The following is a 19,629-nucleotide window of genomic DNA, read 5'->3' on the forward strand; positions in this document are numbered from 1 at the left end:
TTTATTTAAATTCCACTGCCTAAATCCTGAAAGTCAAGCAAGTGTCCAAGCTTTAGCTTTTTGGTGTGCATGTAGTTCGTATTATCCTCATTCGCTTCCATTTGGATCGGAACGCGCTCGATAACCTCCAGGCCATAACCTTCGAGGCCTTTGATTTTACGAGGATTATTAGTGAGTAAGCGCATTTGGCGGATACCGAGATCCTTCAGGATTTGCGCGCCGATTCCATAATCGCGAAGATCCGGAGCGAATCCAAGCTTTATATTCGCCTCAACGGTATCAAATCCCTGCTCTTGCAGGGCATAAGCTTTTAATTTATTAATCAAGCCGATGCCTCTTCCCTCCTGTCTCATATACAGCAGCACCCCGGAGCCTTCGAGCTCAATTTGCCTCAAAGCCGCATCCAGCTGGGGACCGCAATCACAGCGATGCGAATGAAACACATCCCCTGTCAGGCATTCCGAGTGAACCCGCACAAGCGTAGGATGATTGGGATCGATAGTTCCTTTTACCAGGGCAATATGCTCTTTACTATCAACCTGGTTGGTATAGGCAATGGCATGGAATGTGCCGAAATCGGTTGGCAGCTTGATCTCAACCTCTCGCTGTACCAGCTTTTCCATCTGATTGCGGTAGCTGATTAAATCCTGAATGGTGATGATCCGAATATCATGCTTTTGCGCAATTTCCATCAAATCCGGAACACGCGCCATAGAGCCGTCTTCCTTAATGACTTCACATATGACCGCGGCCGGATAAGAACCGCACATTCGCGCCAAATCAACAGCGGCTTCCGTGTGCCCTGCTCTGCGCAGGACTCCGCCTGCTTTCGCTACAAGCGGAAACACATGGCCAGGCCTGCGGAAATCCTGTGAGCGAGTCTCCGCATTCATCAATGCCAGTATAGTCGCTGAGCGTTCATGGGCGGAAATGCCTGTACTGGACGTTGCATGATCGACAGAAATCGTAAATGCCGTGCCATGATAATCGGTATTACGGGCAACCATGGGCGGCAAATCCAGCTCCTGAGCCCGCTCTTCCGTGATCGGTACACAAACCAGACCGCGACCTTCCTTGATCATAAAGTTAATGACTTCAGGTGTCGCTTTCTCGGCAAGGGCGATGAAGTCTCCTTCATTTTCACGATCCTCATCATCTACGGCAATAATCACTTTTCCCAAAATTAAATCATAGATCGCATCCTCAATCGAGTTAAATTTGAGGTCTTCACTCATGCTCATGCTGTACCCCTCCGTTTTCGATAAAGCAAATTCATGATCCAGTGCATTACATAAATCCATGTTCGGCTAAATAAGCCGCAGTCATCGGCATTCGCTTACTGTCGGTTGTTTTTCCGCTGCTCGGAGCAGGCTGAAAGCCGAGTAATTTTTCTATATATTTACCAAGTACATCGCATTCCAAATTGACTGTATCCCCTGGCTTCTTATCCTGCAAGACGGTTTGAGCGAGGGTGTGCGGGATAATCGAAACCGTCAGCGTATGCTCGGAAACATCCACAACCGTGAGACTGATGCCATCTATAGTGATTGAACCGCCGGGAATGATATATTTGAACATCAGTTTATTATCCGGCTCAAAGAGAAACACAACCGCATTTTCTTCCGGTGTACGGGAAACCATAACCGCCGTCGTATCCACGTGCCCTTGGACCATATGCCCTCCAAAGCGTCCGTTCGCTGGCATGGCTCTCTCCAGGTTGATTCGGGAGCCTGTTTGCAGCTTGCGCAGATTCGTTTTTCGATAGGTCTCCGGCATCACATCCACCGAGAACGACTCTTTATCGAACGATATGACCGTTAAGCAAACTCCGTTGACGGAAATGCTGTCGCCCAGCTTCATATCGTCCAGAATCCGTATCGCGCCAATCGTCAGCACCATGGCTTGCCCCTGGCGATGAATCCGGCGCATCACACCGATTTCTTCTATTATTCCTGTAAACATGCTTAGCTGTTTTCCCCTTCCCGCTTACGTTCATATACCGGGTACCCGGTCAGGCAGATGTCCGGCCCGAACTGCTCGACATTCAGCCGTTCAAGCGTAATTGCATCACTCATCTTCTCGAAGCCGTCGAAGACGAAGCTGCCTGGCGCTCCGGCGCCTCCAATAATCTTGGGTGCATAGAACAGCACCAGCTTATCGACTAATCGGCGCTCCAGCATCGTGCCATTCAAGCGGCCTCCACCCTCGAGGAGGATGGAGCCGATCTCCCGCTCGCCGAGCTGACGCATCGCGAGGGCCAGATCCACCTGCGGACCGTCGCCGCATGTGAGCACCTCTATGCCGCGCGCTTCCAGCGCGGCTCGGCGCTCTGCGGGCGCTTGCCCGCTGCACAGCAGGATCGTCGGCTGACGATCCTGCTCCTGCAGCACGCGGGCGCCCGGAGGGATGCGCAGCTGCGAGTCCGCGACCAGCCTGACCGGCTGCACCGCCGGTACCGGAAGCCGCGCGTCCAGCTGCGGGTCGTCGGCGAGGACCGTGTCCACGCCGACAAGGATACCCTGGTGCCGATGGCGCAGGGTATGCACGTACGCGCGCGAGGCTTCGCCGGTAACCCAGCGGCTGTCGCCGCTCTTGGAGGCGATGCGGCCGTCGAGCGTGCTCGCGGTCTTGAGCGTCACGAACGGCATGCTCGTGACGATATATTTGTTGAAGGCTTCGTTGAGCAAGGCAGCCTCTTCACCGAACAGCCCAACCTCCACCTCAATGCTATGGCTCTTGAGCTTCGCGATGCCCTTCCCCGCTACCTGCGGATTCGGATCAACTGCTGCCACCACTACGCGTTTCACTCCTGCAGCAATCAATCGATCGCTGCAAGGGGGCGTCTTACCGTAATGGCTGCACGGCTCAAGGGTGACATAAGCCGTGCTTGCTCTGGCCTCTTCCCCGGCCATCTGCAAAGCATGAACTTCGGCATGAGCTTCACCTCGCTTCAAATGCGTGCCCATCCCGAGGATCCGTCCATCTTTCACCAGCACGCAGCCAACGACGGGATTGATACCGGTCTGGCCTTTGGCGCCTTCAGCCATTTGCAGCGCTAGTCTCATGTAGGCTTCATCATTCAACAGCTGCTCCATGCCGCACCGCCTTTATTTCGGATTCTTATCAACCGTTTGTCAAGGGTTGATGCGAAGCAAGATAAGTTTAGAATAACTTATCTTCTTATCAACCAAGGATAAACGGTTAGGCCGTCCTAAATGACGAGCGCGTTTGTCAAGGGTTGATGCGAAGCAAGATAAGTTTAGATTAACTTATCTTCTTATCAACAGAAAAAGCCCCATCCTTCGAAGGATAGGGGCTTTGATCGGAATTTCAAACAACACGAAATGAACCTGCAGGGGAACATGTTTGTACGCTTTCAAAGACATGCAGAAAACAAAAGCTGAAGCCTCTTGTGGTCAAGGCGGCATCTACATAGCTTTCCAGCACGATTGTCTTGTGAAAAAAAGTACAAACATACGCAGTGATTCAAGCTTCCGTGTTCTCCTTCTCCCATCCAGACTATACTGTCGGTCTCGGACTTGCACCGAGTCAACCGTGCAAAAGTGTCGGCTCGAACCGCTCAGCTTGTTGCACGGGTCACGGACTGAACATCGGACTTACTTGCTGTCCCATGTAACACCGCCGGTGGGGAATTGCACCCCGCCCCGAAGGATTGCACTATTTGATTATTGATTAGTATACAGTTGAAACGAAATCCTGTCTATGGAGGAATCTCACTTACACTTCCACAACTTCAACTTTCTCCATCACATCTCTGCCTTTAAATGCATCAACGTACTCCATGCCTTTCGAAACTTTGCCAAATACCGTGTGCTGTCCATCCAAATGAGGCTGTGGTTGGTAGGCAATGTAGAATTGGCTTCCTCCAGTATTTCTGCCTGCATGCGCCATAGCCAGGCTTCCACGCTCATGCTTGTTGGGATTGATTTCACAATCAATCTGGTAGCCGGGACCGCCGGCTCCTGTTCCGTTCGGGCAGCCGCCTTGCGCGACAAAGCCCGGGATGACACGGTGAAAATTAAGTCCGTTATAAAAGCCCTTGTTGGCCAGTTTTTCAAAGTTGGCAACCGTATTGGGTGCATCCTTTTCAAATAAATCGATGACTACTTCCCCGCCGTTTGCGAGTTGAATTTTCGCTTGTTTTGCCATGTAAGTCCACTCCTCTAGTCATAATGTGATTATTGTACTATTAATTGTCCTTGTACTCAAATCGAAGGGACTTCAAAACGAAGAATCGTTTCGAGGTCCCCCCATAGATATGCATACTTATACTCTTGTACTGGTTAGCTTCATTCTTTCCGGAATTACATCGTTGCCAACAATATCGTTAAATGATTCGCGTTTTACAACTAAATCCGCTTGTCCGTCTTTAACAAAAACGACAGCTGGACGGCGAATCCGGTTATAGTTGCTTGCCATTGCATAATTATAGGCACCCGTGCAGGAAACGGCCAGAATATCCCCATTGTTTACTTTCGGTAATGACAAATCCCAAATCAGCATGTCGCCGCTCTCGCAGCATTTCCCGGCAATGGTGACTACTTCTTGCGATTCCTCAGTTGCCCTATTTGCCAGCATGGCTTCATATACGGAATCGTACAGTGCCGGACGCGGATTATCCGTCATCCCGCCGTCAACGGCCACATATTTACGCACGCCTGGAATATCCTTGCTGGTTCCAACAGTATATAAAGTTGTACCGGCATCGCCTACAATGCTGCGGCCTGGTTCTACCCAAATCTCCGGAAGCGGATAATCATTGCTGCTGAAATTCTCTCTAACTGCATCCGTGATTGCTTTCACATACACGGCTATTGGCAATGGCGTGTTGCCGGCAACATAACGAATGCCGAAGCCTCCGCCCAAATTAATCACCTTGAAGGTTACCTGAAGCTCGCTGCGAACCTTTACAGCCAAGCTGGCTAAACGATCCGCCGCCATTTGGAACCCTTCCACTTCAAAGATCTGTGAGCCGATGTGCGAATGAATACCCAAAAGCTCAAGATTACTAAGCTGTGCCGCTTCCTGAATAGCTTTAAAAGCGGAACCATTGCCCAGATCGAAACCGAATTTGGAGTCAGTTTGACCCGTGGATATAAATTCATGTGTATGTGCCTCAACACCCGGAGTGACGCGAAGCAATACATTTACTTTTTGTTGTTTGTGTGCAGCTATGGCATTCAGCATCTGCATTTCCACAAAATTATCTACAACGAAACAGCCGATTTTGGCATCTATGGCCATTTCGATTTCCTGAGGAGTTTTGTTGTTTCCGTGAAAATGAATGCGTTCTGCCGGGAACCCTGCTTCCAAAGCTGTGAACAGCTCACCGTCTGATACTACATCTAAAGACATGCCCTCTTCAAGCGCAATGCGGCACATAGCCTTAACAAGAAATGCTTTACTGGCATAAGCCACTTGGAACTTAAAGCCGGAAGCACGGAACGCATCCACATACTCGCGGCAGCGCTGGCGAACGAGTGCTTCATCAAAAACATACAAAGGCGTACCGAAATCCGCTGTCAGCTTGGTCGAGTCAACGCCACCGATCTCGAGGTGACCGTGATCATTTATTTTACTGGTACCGTGTAAATACATAGCTGGATATTCCCCTCTTCCATTGCGTTAGCATGCTTCTTATACGGACGTACAGCTTCATGCATTACTATTAAAATTACCACATTCCAGGTATATTTGACAATACAGTTTCAATATAATAGCCATTCAAAGAGAGATCCAATGACCTTGCCAAGGATCATGGCCATCAAAAACCAAATCATATATCCATCCATACCCATGCGCTTTGCTAATATTGGCAGGACATTGATGATTTCAGTCAGGGCTCCAGCCAGCATGCCGATAAAGCAGCCTGCGAACAAGCCGATTAATGAGGCTCCAAGCGGAAATAAATGAAGGTGCGCGTTGCTGAAGTCGATCCAGGTGAAACCTACAGATCCTGTTATAATGGCAAACTCATGGCTGCGCAGATGGTTCCATGAGCGAGTTAATTGCGTGAGTCTCGGAATAATATCCAGCACAATCAAAAAAGCGACAATTCCGCTTCCTACCGTAACACCTCCGGCCAGTCCAATAAGCACAACAAGGCTGGATTGCAGCAGCGCGATAATCATGGCTCATCCTTTTTCTCATGAATTTTATTATATTCTTCCGTGATCACAAAGTGATTCATACTCTCCTGATACATGAACATTTCCAGTTCGAGCGGACTTGGTTCCTCGTTGAATTTCTTTTTGAATAAGTGATTGAAAAAGATCACCATGCCCACTCCGATGCCGAAGGAGTATGGAATTTGCATCAATAAGGGATGCTCCACAACTCTGCCGGTGATCAACTGATAGAGCCGCTGGTGCACCTCCAGCATGCTCACATCGACATGAAAATTCATGATCGCCAGACCTGATCCGATGAACAAAAGCAGCCAGACGAGTACAATCCCAATCAAGCTGGGCCGCTTGGCTTCGGTCGTGATTTCCAGCAGCACATGCGGCTCGCCGAAATGCTCGATTTGCATATGCGGAAAGGACTGTTTGATCGTACGCACAATCATCAGCATGTCGATGAGCACCCGATTCCCATCCTTTTGGGAGGGATTATATATGATCAGCTTAGCCAGCTTGCGTTCATATTCCGGTTCAGCGATCATTTGTGCAATATCGCTCAAGTAAACGATTTCCCCTTTGGCAATCGCGGCCTTTCGGCGAAGGCGAATATATAAGCAAGGTGACGCAGATTCAATCATAAGTATCGCTCCCGGCGGTAACCTTTTATCCTAGTATGAGTTTGAATTTCCATGTATATGTATAAACATCAACCGGATATGGAAATAGTAAAGATGGAATAAAGGACTTAACACTTTAAGAAACGGGTGAAAAAGATGGCAAGATTAGCTCTAACTTTGGTCATCATTGGCGCGCTCAACTGGCTGCTCGTCGGGTTGTTTGAATGGGATTTGGTAGCTGCATTATTTGGCGGAGATTCGCACCGTGTATCTTCAGGGGTCAGTCGGGTTGTCTATTCGCTGGTAGGAATAGCAGGATTGTATTGCATCCGGTTTTACGTTGATGACAACGCAGTTGCCAAGTGAATATGCAACCAAATAAAGCCTCGAGATCCCGACGACTCGGAAACTCGAGGCTTTGCTTTGTTCATTGCGCGATCTGATCCTTGATCGTTTGCAATATTTTCTTTTCCAGCCTCGATACCTGAACCTGTGAAATGCCTAATCGCCCAGCCACCTCCGATTGAGTCTGGTCGCGGAAATAGCGTAGATACACAATCAGCCTCTCCCGCTCGGATAAGGTGCCAATAGCTTCATTGAGCGCCAGCTTTTCAAACCACTTTTCCTGGGATTCATCAGCGATTTGGTCGATCAGGGTAATCGGGTCTCCATCGTTTTCAAATACCGTTTCATGAATCGAAGATAGAGGTTTGTTGGCTTCCTGGGCAAATACGACTTCTTCCGGACTGATCATGAGTTCCTCGGCCACTTCTTTAATCGTGGGCAGCCTTCCCAGACGTTTAGACAGCTCATCCTTGGTTTTTCTGATCTTGTTGGCCAGTTCCTTCAAGGAACGGCTTACCTTCATTGTGCCGTCATCGCGCAGAAAACGCTGAATTTCACCGATGATCATCGGCACGGCATATGTGGAAAATTTGACATCATAAGAGAGATCAAATTTATCAACAGACTTTAACAGTCCGATACACCCTATTTGAAACAGGTCCTCAGCCTCGTAACCTCTGTTTAAAAACCGCTGTACAACGGACCAGACCAGGCGAATGTTGCAGTTAACCAGTGTATCTCTGGCAAGCTGATCACCGGTCTGGCTAAGCGCTATCAGCCTCTTGACTTCACCATCATCCAAATAGCTGTGGGAAGCGTGCTTCAAATCTATGTCCATAGATCAAAACCCCTAATTGGTTAAAGCTTTTTTAGATTCGATTCGCTTCATCATCGTAATACGGGTACCGATTCCAACGGCCGACACGACTTCAACCTCATCCATAAAGTTTTCCATGATGGTAAAGCCCATACCGGATCGTTCGAGCTCCGGCTTGGACGTATAGAGCGGCTGTTTGGCCTGCTCCAGATCTTCAATTCCGGCTCCGCTGTCCTCGACTGTCAAGTAAACACGGTCATCCTCGATCCGGGTTGTGATGGTAATAATTCCATCCTTCTGATGATCGTAACCGTGAATAATCGCATTGGTGACAGCTTCGGAAACAACGGTTTTAATATCCGTCAATTCATCTATTTGTGGATCCAGCTGAGACACAAAAGCGGCTACAGCTACACGGGCAAAACCCTCATTCTCGGAACGGCTGGCAAATTCAAGCTTCATGAAATTGCTATCACTCATAATGCAACCTCCAAACTGGAGATCGCGGATCTCTCATTTTCTTGAATGGAGACAATCTTGAACATGCCGGACAATTCAAACAACCGATAGACGGAGGGCGTGACGTCACAAACGACCATCTTGCCGCCCTTGCTTGTAATTTGCTTGTAGCGCCCCAAGATCACTCCCAGTCCCGAGCTGTCCATAAAGGTCAAATCCCTTAAGCTCAGGATAAGATGACGTGTTTCCTCCTTGGCTATTGCCTCTTCCATTCGGGCCTTTACCGCATCTGCAGCATGATGGTCCAATTCGCCCTTCAATCTTACAATCAATGCTCTTCTGCCTTGTTCAAACTCGATTTGCAGGCTCACGCATTCCTCACTCCTTCCATCATGAAGAGTAGAGTTCTACAGGGAAAGAAGCAATTCCTGCTGCCCGACAAAACTAGAAGAAACCCGCCAAATTCAGCCTATATTCGCGCTTATGGACAAGCATTTTTATCCGAACAAAAATACATTTGACGCGGTTCTTTTAAACAAGATCCACCAGTTTGCCTTGACGACATCCATTGGAGATGCCAAGGGAAATTCGGATATGGCGACATCCCCTTTATAGACCACAAGCTTGCCTACAGCCTGACCTGCTTGAATGGGTGCTCTAAGCTGAGGATCCCATTGTACTTCGTGACGGATCCCCTGTGAGGCTTCCCCTTTTTTCATCAAAACGCTGTAATTTTGCTTGGCTGTAAAAGGAACTGTGGTAACCTCACCTTTCCCCACCTTGAAGCTTCCCAAGCTGTCTCCAGCCTTGTAGAGCGGATAATTCGTATATTGTGAGAATGCATAGTCGAACAGCTTGGTGACCTCGGCATTTCTGGTTTTGGTATTCGGCTCTCCCATCACTACAGCAATAACGCGAAAATTCCCTCTTTTAGCCGTTGCGGATAAGCAAAACTTGGCTTCAGCCGTGTAACCGGTTTTTAATCCATCCGCACCACTATAAAACCTAACAAGCTTGTTGGTATTCACGAGCCAAAACGGATTTTCTGAATCCTTGCGCAAGTAATCCTGATAAACACCTGTAAATTTAGTGATATCCCCATGCTTTAAAAGCTCTTGTGACATGATCGCGATATCATGCGCAGAAGTATAATGATTGGCAGCCGGCAATCCGTTGCAGTTCACAAAATTTGTATTTTTCATTCCGAGCTGCTGGGCGCGCTCATTCATCATTTGCACAAAATTTTCTTCGGAGCCAGCAAGCTTTTCGGCCATGGCAACAGAGGCATCATTGCCTGAAGCCATGGCAATCCCCTTGAGCATTTCCTGGACCGTCATTTCTTCCCCAGCCTGGAGAAAGATCTGTGAGCCTCCCATGGAAGCCGCGTATTCACTGGTGGACACTTTCTCGTCCATTCTTATTTTCCCCTGCTCCAACGCTTCCATAATGAGCAGCATCGTCATGATTTTGGTAATGCTTGCCGGAGGATGCTTTTCATCCATATTCTTATTTAGAATAATAGTACCTGTATCTGCATCCATGAGCACCGCCGAGCCCGCATTTGGCGTCATGTCAATGGGTTTGGCGCTGCTTTCCGCAGCGTGAGCTCCAGGCAATACGAGCAGCGAAACAAGCAGAAGCCCCAGCATACTCGCCAATCCTTTTTTTAGCATAGCCTTCAACCTCCCGAGAAAATGGTAGCTTTGATAGATGTATAGAAATCCTGCTACTCAGTGTTGACGATTTGATTGTAAAATATTCCAATCTGCAAAGAAAAAAGCACTTCCTCTTGGAAGTGCCTGGTTGATGTAAAACCTCATCTTACATAATGACGTCATAGATCAATTGTGCAGGTACGGGTTTGGCGTCAGCAATGATATAAGCGCCATGAATTAAATCGATTACGTCCTGCACGTTCTGGCGATTGGCATGCAGCGTACAGATGGATTGACCGGATTGGACGGCGTCGCCGATTTTTTTATTTAACGTGATTCCCACTGAGTAATCAATGGGGTCTTCTTTTTTGGCTCGGCCTGCGCCTAGGAGCATGGCGGCAATCCCGATTTGCTCGGCTTCGATCTGCTGAACAAAACCATCAGACTTAGCCAGTACTTCAATATGATGAGCAGCGGTTGGGAGCAGCTCCGGATGATCAACAATATCCGGGTTCCCGCCTTGATTGGCGATAAATATTCGAAAAGTATCGAGAGCTCTGCCGTTTTGAATAATTTCCTTAACAGCGGCATGGGCCTCTTCAAAGCTGCTGTATACTTTACCAAGCAAAGCCATATAAGCTGCTACCGATATGGCTACTTCGGTCAAATCATGGTCGCCGGTACCCCTCAGCACATCGATCGATTCGCGAACTTCATTTGCGTTGCCGATCTCACGGCCCAGCGGCTGCTCCATATCCGTAATCATCGCAATCGTATGGCGACCCAGACTCTTGCCGATGCTGACCATAGTTTGCGCCAAAACCCTGGCATCCTCGACGGTTTTCATAAAAGCACCTGAACCCATTTTGACATCGAGCACAATCGCATCAGCTCCTGATGCAATTTTTTTGCTCATGATGGAGCTGGCAATCAGCGGAATGGAATCTACTGTTGCCGTAACATCTCGCAATGCATAAATTTTCTTATCAGCTGGCGCCAGGTTACCGCTTTGCCCGACAATGGCAATCTTATTCGTATTCACGGAGCGGATGAACTCTTCTTTACTTAACTCAATATGGAAGCCTGCTATCGACTCCAGTTTATCAATCGTCCCGCCTGTATGTCCGAGGCCGCGGCCTGACATTTTGGCTACGGGTATGCCCAAATAGGCTGCTATAGGCGCTACGATCAAACTGATTTTATCGCCTACACCGCCTGTTGAATGCTTATCGACCTTAACGCCGTTGATCTCGGACAAATCAATCCTGTCACCCGAATTTGCCATTGACATCGTTAAATGGGAGATCTCCTCGCTCGTCATGCCTCGAAAGTAGACCGCCATAAGCAGAGCCGACATTTGATAATCCGGTATGTCCCCTTGTGTATAACCTTGTATGATAAAATCGATTTCTTCTTGCAATAAGGCAGAGCCTGATCTTTTTTTATGTATCAAATCCACCATTCTCATCATGGAAATCCTCCATTGTGCGGAAACAAGGATAAACGGCTGCACCGTCCATATTGGGACGGATGCGTTTGTCTAGATGATTCAGAGAAAAGTATGACGAAAGGATATACTTTCTGAATCATTCAAGGATAAACGGCTACGCCGTCCTAAATCACGAACGCGTTTGTCAAGGTTGATGCGAAGCAAGATAAGTTTAGAAAAACTTATACTTTCTTATCAACTGAAAAAGGGCCCCGGAATGAGCCCCCTTTGGTACTTTATTTTATCATGAAACAATGATCTTGGACATCATATTGGCATGGCCCTGACCACAAGGCAGAACACAATGGATTTCATAGGTTCCCGGCTTATCAAATTTCACTTCCTGCATAGGTGCATCCTTAGTAAGCTTCACATCAAGTCCTTGTCCCGTAATATCAACGGCATGCACGCCTTCTTTAAGCGTTAGCGAAACTTTCAATGTATCGCCTTTAGCCACCGTATATTCAGGCTTGTCGAATTGCCAATTCGAAGCAATAATTTTCAGGGATTTGCCGGCATCCGCTTTTGCCGCTGCATCTTCAGCCGCGTGCTTGGAAATATCCTGGAAAAGAACACCGATTCCTAACACGGCTGCTCCGATAAATAACACAAAGAAAATCCACTTTTGCATACATATCCCCCCAATTTGTGTTCACTCCATCTATTTTACAAAACTATTCCCAAATAGCCAAATGCTTGGCATGGCAAAACCTTGAAGGTTTTGTGACAAGAATGTGAACGTGATGATGGACAAAAAATAACCTCCGCTTGGGAGGATGATTCTAGCATACCCTAATTATTCACGAATTACGTCCAAATCTATCGCGAATTTGAAAACCGCCTTCAATTTGCGGCCGAGCTGCTTGTCTTTCATTCAACTTATTCACATCATCGGTAAATTTCGTTAGGCAATTCGTGCACATTTTGTTTTTACGAATCGGTTTACCGCAAGAGCTGCAAGGATAATTTAAATTGGGATAATCGCTGACCAGCAGCCTGCCGTCTTTAATCCATGCCTTAATGAATTCAGCAGGGACTCCGGTCTCTTGCACGATTTGTTCCTCATCCGCTTTATGGTTTCTGCGTAAAAAATCCATACATCGAATTAAAGCCGCATCCAGTTCACGCGTGCAGTCCGGGCATTGGCTGCGATTGCTTTTCTGAAAAATTTTATTGCAACGAGGACAGTTGACCACTTCAAATTGCGGATTCGCCAAATTCCTTCACTTCCTTGTTCTAGTCCGAATTGACTATATTGTAACATGGAATGCAATGGCTTCATAGGTCAATTTTCACTTCACGCACAAAAGCTCTGACCAAAGAGATGAATTTCGGCTTGGTTCGATTGGCTACAGCTACGACCTGTTCATGTGTGAGAGGTTCAAGCTCTTCGCCAATAGCCATATCGGTAATGCAGGAAATGCCCAGGACTTGAAGTCCAGCGTGTCTTGCGGCAATGACTTCACCCACTGTGGACATGCCGATGGCATCCCCGCCAACACGTGCAAGCATCGTTAACTCGGAAGGCGTCAAATAGGCTGGACCTGTAATACCCGCGTAAACTCCCTGTTGAAGGCGCAAAGGTTCATTAGGCTCAACTTGAATCTCCTCAGCGAGTTTTATGGCGAGTGCCCTGTATTCGCGGTTGTAGGCTTCTGACATGTCCGGAAAGCGGACGCCCAGCTCACTATGATTAGGTCCGATCAAAGGATTATCTCCGGTCATATTCAGATGATCGCTGATCAGCATCAGATCTCCGGCTGCGAAGGAACGGTTCATTCCCCCTGCCGCATTCGTCATAACGACTGTCTTTATACCCAGCTCCTTCATGACATAAACCGGAAAAACGACTTTTTTCATTGAATAACCTTCATAATAATGAAAGCGCCCCTGCATAACGATGACTTGCTTGCCTTCCAGCGAGCCTGCAACAAAACGGCCTTCATGCCCCTCAACAGTCGATACCGGAAAATGGGGTACATCATGGTAATCTATCGCTGTGGGCTGCTCTACTTGATTCGCCATATCGCCCAAACCAGATCCCAGCACTAGGCCAATTACGGGCTCCTTGTCTCCTAAGCGATTTCTGATATATGCTGCTGCTTCTTTAATTTGTTCTATGTATGTCTTTTCCATGTTGGCCTCCTTCACCTATAGAGCTTCAATAATCCCTAACACCAGCTTTAGAAATTTCGGTTTTACCTTCTCCGTTGTTACCATGACTTCCGCATGAGACAGCGGTTGATCCAATATGCCTGCTGCCATGTTAGAGATACAGGAGAAGCCAAGTACTTCCATGCCGGCGTGTCTGGCAATAATCACTTCGGGTACCGTCGACATACCGACAGCGTCCGCACCCATAATCCTTAGCATCCGAATTTCTGCCGGAGTCTCATACGATGGTCCGAGCAAACCCGCATAAACCCCTTCACGAAGGCTGAAGTTTTGGCTTGCGGCTACATCATGGGCAAGCTTACGCAAGCGGCGGCTGTAAGCCTCCGACATATCGGGAAATCGAACGCCTAGCTGATTGTCGTTGGGGCCGATTAAGGGATTCCGATACGTCAAATTCAGATGATCCTTGATCACCATTAAATCTCCGACCTCATAGGAAGTGTTTACACCACCTGCCGCATTGGTCACCATCAATGTATGTATGCCCAGCTCTTTCATAACTCTAACCGGAAAAGAAACGGTTTGGGCGGCATAGCCCTCATAAGCATGAAAGCGCCCCTTCATGATCAGAACTTGTTTATTCTGAATGGTGCCAACGACAAGCTCCCCGGCATGGCCTTCCACGGTAGAAACCGGGAAATGAGGGATCTTCGAATAATCGATGACGATGGGTTTCTCAATCAGGTCAGCCAGTACTCCAAGACCGGATCCCAGAATTAAGCCTATCTCCGGCCGCAAGTCTATTTCACCGCGAATAAATGCTGCAGCTTCATCAATTTTGGATTGTTCGGACATTTTTTATTCCTCCTTAGAGTTTTGCTTTAGCAAAACTTTCTTCGTAAGCATCATCTTGAGATTTGTTTTTTATCGTAAGCTGATCTTGATTTTGCATCATTATTGCAATCTTTCTAAAAAGCTGGCTCCATTGCCTGTAGACGGCAGATCAAAATTATCGGCTATGGTAGCACCCAAATCTGCAAATGTAGCACGTACACCGATCGAGTCAGGCATCGTCAAACCTGGACTGAAGAGCAGAATGGGCACATACTCTCTCGTATGATCCGTTCCGGCATGTACAGGATCATTGCCATGATCGGCCGTCAAAACAAGCAGGTCATCCGGACCGGTACCAGCCATGATCCTTGGCAGAAGCGCATCAAATTCCTCCAGTGCTTTACCGTATCCTACCGGATCACGCCGATGGCCGTAAAGGGAATCAAAATCAACTAAATTCGTAAAGACGAGCCCCTTGAAGGAAGTATCCAGCACTTCAATCGTCTTTTGTATACCATCGAGGTTGCTTTTGGTATGTAATGCCTTCGTTACCCCTTCCCCATCAAAAATATCTTCTATTTTACCGATAGCAATAACCTGTTGTCCAGCATCCTTTAAATGATTCATCACTGTTGGTGCCGGGGGCTTTACCGCATAATCACGACGATTCGATGTTCGGGTAAACGCCCCCGGCTCGCCAACGTATGGACGGGCAATCACCCTGCCCACAACAACCTCACCTTCCAGAGTAAGCTTTCTTGCAATCTCGCACGCCACGTAAAGCTCCTCAAGGGGGATGATTTCTTCATGCGCGGCGAGCTGAAAGACGCTGTCTGCGGAAGTATAAACAATCCATGCCCCCGTCTTCATCTGTTCTTCACCCAGCTCATCCAAAATCTCAGTTCCTGAAGCCGGTTTGTTGCCAATCACCTTACGGCCTGTTTGTTGCTCGAATTGCTTGATCAATACATCCGGAAACCCATCCGGATACACATTGAATGGAATCTCCACCTTTAATCCCATCAGCTCCCAATGGCCAGTCATCGTGTCTTTGCCAACCGAGACTTCCGCCATTTTACCATAATAGGCATGCGGATTTGACTCTGGTGGAATACCCTTCAGATCAGCTATGTTTCCTAAACCCAGCTTTTGCAGATTCGGCAGCGATAAGCCGCGGGAATGCTCGGCAATATGCCCCAGAGTATGGGAGCCAATATCGCCAAAATGGACAGCGTCAGGCAGCTCTCCGATGCCGACACTGTCCAAAACAATTAAACAAATTCGCTTAAAACGCATGGGATACCTCCACCTATTTTGGCTAAATCATTCTTTTTATCATTTCAATTAACGGGTTAACCATACCCGCATCAATGAAAATAGCTGATCAATCTGCAGCGGCTTGCTGATGTAATCGGATGCTCCGAATTCCAGGCATTTCTCGCGGTCATTTTTCATGGCTTTAGCCGTTAAGGCGATAATCGGAAGCTCTGCGTGAGCAGGATTGCTGCGAATGGCCTGCATCGCCTCGTAACCATCCATTATGGGCATCATGATATCCATGAGCACAAGATCAAAACGCTCTTCCTCTCGCAGAATTTCCAGACTTTCGCTTCCGTTGTTGGCCACTTTCACAATCATGCCTTCATTCTCTAAGGAGATCGTTAGAGCAAACACATTTCGGATATCATCATCGACGAGCAGAACCCGTTTATTTTTGAACAAGGTATTCTCAGAATTCGTTTCTATCTTAGTAAATTCAAAACCTTCCTTATCTTCCTTAGTCCTGTCTGTCAATTGGACTGTGTTGGCAGTTGATTGGATCAAGCTTGAATTTGTACTGGTAAGAGCTGCCGCCACCTCAACCTGAGCTGTTACCGTTTGCTGTTCTTGACTTCTTCTCATCGAGGGCACAAATACAGTGAACGTACTTCCTTTATTTTCTTCGCTCTCCAAAAAAATCACACCGCCTAACAACTTGGTGAACTCACGGCAAATGGAAAGTCCCAGCCCCGTACCGCCATAACGGCGGTTTGTCGTACCATCAGCCTGCTGGAACGCATCGAAGATCAATTCTTGCTTATCTCTGGGAATGCCAACTCCAGTGTCGACAACAGAAATGGCCAATATCGAGTCTTCGGTATGTGACTGAAAATGTTTGGTGACTATATGGCTATCCGCTTTTTGGATCTTCAAAGTCACAGACCCTTTTTCCGTAAATTTAAAAGCATTAGTCAATAAATTTCTGAGGATTTGCTGCAATCTGCGGCCATCCGTAAATAATCGATTCGGGATATCCTTGCCGATCTCAACCTCGAACTGAACCCCTTTTTTCTCGGCTACAGGTCGGAAATGACTATGCATGAGCTGCGGCAGCTCCATGAGCTTGACCTCATCGACCATAATTTCAATTTTGCCGGCTTCCACTTTGGACAAATCCAAAATATCATCGATGAGCGACAGCAAATCATTGCCAGCAGCTGTAATGACACGGGCATACTCTGCTTCTTCCGGGTTCAGTGTACCGTTTTTATTTTCTTGCAGCATTTGCGACAGGATGATCACGCTATTTAAAGGTGTGCGAAGCTCATGGGACATATTAGCCAAAAATTCCGACTTGTAGGCTGAGCTTCTCTGCAAATCCATGGCCAATTTTTCCAGATCTTTTTTGGCTTTTTCCAATTCAATTGTTCTCTGAAGCGAGGATTCGTTCTGTTCCTCCAACTGCTCATTATTGACACGCAGCTCTTCTTGCTGCGCTTGCAGTTCCTCGGTTTGCGCCTGAAGCTCTTCAGTTAAGGACTGCAGCTCTTCGGATTGAGCTTGCGATTCCTTCAGCAGTCTTTCCACTTCCATGCGCCCTATGACATTATCAAGCACGACTCCGAAGTTGCCAATGGCACTCTCTATCAAGCTTCGCTGCATGATCGTATAGTTATTTAAAGAAGCAAGCTCTATGACAGCTTCTACTCTGCCTTCAGACGAGATAGGAGCCACAAGAATGGTCTTGGGTGAAGATTGCCCCAAGCCTGAAGTTATTTTTATAAAATCATCGGGAACGGAGTCCAGATAAACAATACGGTTTTCCAGTGCAGCTTGGCCTACCAAACCCTCACCCAAATTAAACCCGGCCATGCCTTTTTCTGTTCCATAGGCAGCAAAAGCTGCTACTTTGACCAGCCTTTGCTGCTCACCTTTATCTACTCGCAGATAAAATACCCCATATGACGCACCGACCATAACAGCTAATTTATTTATAAAAAGTTGGGCCAGTTGATTCACATCGTTTATTCCGTTAGAAATAACGGCCAGCTCGGAAACACTTGTTTGATACCACATATATTGTTCATGGATGTCCAACAATTCATTCATGGAAAGAGCGAGATCATGGACTTCATCATTCGTTTTGATTTCGATGCGGCTAACCTTTTGCCCATTATTGGAATGGGTTATTTCCTTAATTGCACGAATGGTTTGCTTGATCGTTTTGCTGATAGAACCGGAAACCAGCAAACCGATAACTATGGCAAGAGCCGATATCAACAAGAAATAAAACAAAAGATCGGTTTTTATTTGCTTATTCCTATCATCCAGCGCAGCTGAACGAGTTGCGGTCATTTGTGTTTCCATACTGCGCAAAGCATCAAATTGATCTCGTATTTGATCGATATAACCTTTACCCGGATCCATTTTAACGAAATTTTGCAGTTCTTGTTCCTTGTTTTCTTTTTTCAACAAAATGGCCGGTTCTGCAGCCTTTTGAATCCAGTCTGTGATGATTGGTTTAATGGCTTCCAGATTCTTTTGCTGTACGGGACTATCCGACAATAATTCATGAAGCTTGTTATAATCGGCCAGCCAAAGTAAGTTTTCACTCGTATATAAGTCTAAATAGCTCGTATTCCCTGTAAGAATATAGCCTCGCTGACCGCTTTGCAAATTCAATACATGCTTCTCTATTTGATTAGCCAGATTTAGAGCTTCTATATCATGTTTCGCTATGAAATCTATCTCTTTTTGCAGCTCATTAATTCTTCCGGACACACCAAAAACAGCCAAGCTTAGGCACAGAATCACAAACACGTAACCAAGGATGATTTTTCCGCTTATATTAAATCGTTTATTAGAAAACATCTCTTAAACCCCTAATTAGATGATAGATTCTATATTTAATAGTAACATAGTGTGAGGTTTAGCTCCAGTTATGCCGTGTTCAATGAAAAAACGGTTCTCTATTTGAAAGAGAACCATCGATCACATATTCGCCCTGGGGTGGGTTCTATTGTACACTTCCTTCATCTTGGACTTGGTGACTTGTGCATAAATTTGTGTGGTCGATATATCCGCATGGCCCAGCATCTCTTGTACGGATCTCAAGTCAGCGCCGTTTTCGAGCAAATGGGCCGCAAAGGAATGTCTAAGGGTATGGGGAGTAATTGGTTTCATGAGGCGGGTTTCTTTGGCATAACGCTTAATAATTTTCCAAAAGCCCTGTCTTGTCATTCGCGTTCCCAAATGTCCGATGAACAAAGCCTCCAGCGTCTCGGATTGCTTCATGAGCTTGGATCGCATTCCCTTTATATAAGCCTCCAAGCTACGAGCACACATGGAACCAATCGGAATCATTCTCTCCTTGCCTGCTTTACCGACACAGCGGATATAACCCATTTGCAAATTGACATCATCCAAATTAAGTGAGATCAGCTCCGTTACACGAATCCCGGTTGCATAAAGCAGCTCCAGCATAGCTTTATCTCGCGAGCCATTGACTTGGCCTGTTGCCGGCGCGTCCAGCAAAGTATCGATTTCCTCGATCGAGAGGACACTTGGAAGCTTTTTCTCCAGCTTTGGCGCTTCCATGCTTAGAGATGGAACTGTATCTACCAGCCGTTCCTTCAGCAAAAATTGGTAAAAAGCACGAAGTGAAACCATTGTCCTGGATAAGGTTGCTGCTGCCCGGCCGATTTTTTTTAATTCATTCATGTAGGCCATAATCTGCGTTTTGCCCGTTTCTCTCCAAACCGTTACACCTTGCTGCTGAATAAAGTGAACGTACTGAGCAAGATCCCGCTCGTAAGACTCCAGCGTATTTCGGGACAGCCCGCGTTCTACTTTTAAATATTGGATAAAAATTTGTACATCCTTAACCATTGCTGCA

The 19,629-nt window shown here is 47.0% G+C and carries 20 protein-coding genes and 1 riboswitch; of the genes, 1 reads left to right on the plus strand and 19 read right to left on the minus strand.

Features of this window, described 5'->3' with window-relative positions:
• Nucleotides 1-5: 5 nt before the first annotated feature.
• The 7 genes from BLV33_RS07190 to BLV33_RS07220 form a co-directional block, all read right to left on the minus strand.
• Nucleotides 6-1,235: a bifunctional 3,4-dihydroxy-2-butanone-4-phosphate synthase/GTP cyclohydrolase II gene (locus tag BLV33_RS07190; protein ID WP_090798747.1), complete on the minus strand. Its 1,230-nt coding sequence runs from the start codon at nt 1,233-1,235 to the stop codon at nt 6-8.
• A gap of 52 nt (nt 1,236-1,287) precedes the next feature.
• Nucleotides 1,288-1,962, minus strand: coding sequence for a riboflavin synthase (ribE, locus tag BLV33_RS07195; protein ID WP_090789604.1), 675 nt, complete (start codon nt 1,960-1,962; stop codon nt 1,288-1,290).
• 2 nt (nt 1,963-1,964) lie between these two features.
• Nucleotides 1,965-3,095, minus strand: a complete 1,131-nt coding sequence (gene ribD / locus BLV33_RS07200; protein ID WP_090789608.1) for a bifunctional diaminohydroxyphosphoribosylaminopyrimidine deaminase/5-amino-6-(5-phosphoribosylamino)uracil reductase RibD — start codon at nt 3,093-3,095, stop codon at nt 1,965-1,967.
• 403 nt (nt 3,096-3,498) lie between these two features.
• A riboswitch (FMN riboswitch) is annotated at nt 3,499-3,677 on the minus strand.
• A 61-nt stretch (nt 3,678-3,738) separates the two neighbouring features.
• Entirely contained in the window at nt 3,739-4,170 is a 432-nt protein-coding gene (locus BLV33_RS07205) for a peptidylprolyl isomerase (protein WP_090789610.1), read from the minus strand.
• 117 nt (nt 4,171-4,287) lie between these two features.
• Complete coding sequence (gene lysA, locus BLV33_RS07210) at nt 4,288-5,619, minus strand: diaminopimelate decarboxylase (protein ID WP_090789612.1); 1,332 nt, start codon at nt 5,617-5,619, stop codon at nt 4,288-4,290.
• Nucleotides 5,620-5,729: 110 nt separating this feature from the next.
• Nucleotides 5,730-6,146: a stage V sporulation protein AB gene (locus BLV33_RS07215; RefSeq protein WP_290439072.1), complete on the minus strand. Its 417-nt coding sequence runs from the start codon at nt 6,144-6,146 to the stop codon at nt 5,730-5,732.
• Nucleotides 6,147-6,148: 2 nt separating this feature from the next.
• Entirely contained in the window at nt 6,149-6,781 is a 633-nt protein-coding gene (locus BLV33_RS07220; RefSeq protein WP_090789616.1) for a stage V sporulation protein AA, read from the minus strand.
• Between the two features lie 135 nt (nt 6,782-6,916).
• Here BLV33_RS07220 and BLV33_RS07225 point away from each other — a divergent pair, with 135 nt between their 5' ends.
• Complete coding sequence (locus tag BLV33_RS07225; protein ID WP_090789618.1) at nt 6,917-7,126, plus strand: DUF378 domain-containing protein; 210 nt, start codon at nt 6,917-6,919, stop codon at nt 7,124-7,126.
• 61 nt (nt 7,127-7,187) lie between these two features.
• On the opposite strand, the gene sigF is transcribed toward BLV33_RS07225, so the two are convergent.
• From sigF to xerD, 12 genes are all read right to left on the minus strand, one after another.
• Nucleotides 7,188-7,943, minus strand: a complete 756-nt coding sequence (gene sigF / locus BLV33_RS07230; protein WP_090789620.1) for an RNA polymerase sporulation sigma factor SigF — start codon at nt 7,941-7,943, stop codon at nt 7,188-7,190.
• A gap of 12 nt (nt 7,944-7,955) precedes the next feature.
• Nucleotides 7,956-8,402 carry an anti-sigma F factor gene (gene spoIIAB, locus BLV33_RS07235; protein WP_090789622.1) on the minus strand — a complete coding sequence of 149 codons (447 nt, stop codon included), beginning with the start codon at nt 8,400-8,402 and terminating at the stop codon, nt 7,956-7,958.
• A complete protein-coding gene (gene spoIIAA / locus BLV33_RS07240) occupies nt 8,399-8,752 on the minus strand; it encodes an anti-sigma F factor antagonist (RefSeq protein WP_090789624.1) in 354 nt (117 codons plus the stop codon). Before spoIIAA ends, spoIIAB begins: the two co-directional genes overlap by 4 nt.
• 126 nt (nt 8,753-8,878) lie before the next feature.
• Nucleotides 8,879-10,054 (minus strand): D-alanyl-D-alanine carboxypeptidase family protein, encoded by a 1,176-nt coding sequence (locus BLV33_RS07245; RefSeq protein WP_090789627.1) that lies wholly within the window; start codon nt 10,052-10,054, stop codon nt 8,879-8,881.
• 148 nt (nt 10,055-10,202) lie between these two features.
• On the minus strand, nt 10,203-11,504 hold the full coding sequence (locus BLV33_RS07250; RefSeq protein WP_090798749.1) for a pyrimidine-nucleoside phosphorylase: 1,302 nt from the start codon (nt 11,502-11,504) through the stop codon (nt 10,203-10,205).
• Nucleotides 11,505-11,769: 265 nt separating this feature from the next.
• Nucleotides 11,770-12,156, minus strand: coding sequence for a cupredoxin domain-containing protein (locus BLV33_RS07255; RefSeq protein ID WP_090789629.1), 387 nt, complete (start codon nt 12,154-12,156; stop codon nt 11,770-11,772).
• A gap of 169 nt (nt 12,157-12,325) precedes the next feature.
• Nucleotides 12,326-12,742, minus strand: a complete 417-nt coding sequence (locus BLV33_RS07260) for a hypothetical protein (protein WP_090789631.1) — start codon at nt 12,740-12,742, stop codon at nt 12,326-12,328.
• Between the two features lie 61 nt (nt 12,743-12,803).
• Entirely contained in the window at nt 12,804-13,661 is an 858-nt protein-coding gene (locus BLV33_RS07265; protein WP_090789633.1) for a purine-nucleoside phosphorylase, read from the minus strand.
• Between the two features lie 15 nt (nt 13,662-13,676).
• Entirely contained in the window at nt 13,677-14,495 is an 819-nt protein-coding gene (locus BLV33_RS07270; RefSeq protein ID WP_090789635.1) for a purine-nucleoside phosphorylase, read from the minus strand.
• A 99-nt stretch (nt 14,496-14,594) separates the two neighbouring features.
• Nucleotides 14,595-15,770, minus strand: a complete 1,176-nt coding sequence (deoB, locus tag BLV33_RS07275; RefSeq protein ID WP_090789637.1) for a phosphopentomutase — start codon at nt 15,768-15,770, stop codon at nt 14,595-14,597.
• Between the two features lie 48 nt (nt 15,771-15,818).
• Nucleotides 15,819-18,605 (minus strand): CHASE3 domain-containing protein, encoded by a 2,787-nt coding sequence (locus BLV33_RS07280; RefSeq protein ID WP_090789638.1) that lies wholly within the window; start codon nt 18,603-18,605, stop codon nt 15,819-15,821.
• Nucleotides 18,606-18,725: 120 nt separating this feature from the next.
• A complete protein-coding gene (xerD, locus tag BLV33_RS07285) occupies nt 18,726-19,622 on the minus strand; it encodes a site-specific tyrosine recombinase XerD (protein WP_090789640.1) in 897 nt (298 codons plus the stop codon).
• Nucleotides 19,623-19,629 lie beyond the last annotated feature (7 nt).

It is taken from the genome of Paenibacillus sp. GP183 (genome assembly GCF_900104695.1).
Lineage (GTDB): Bacteria > Bacillota > Bacilli > Paenibacillales > NBRC-103111 > Paenibacillus_AI.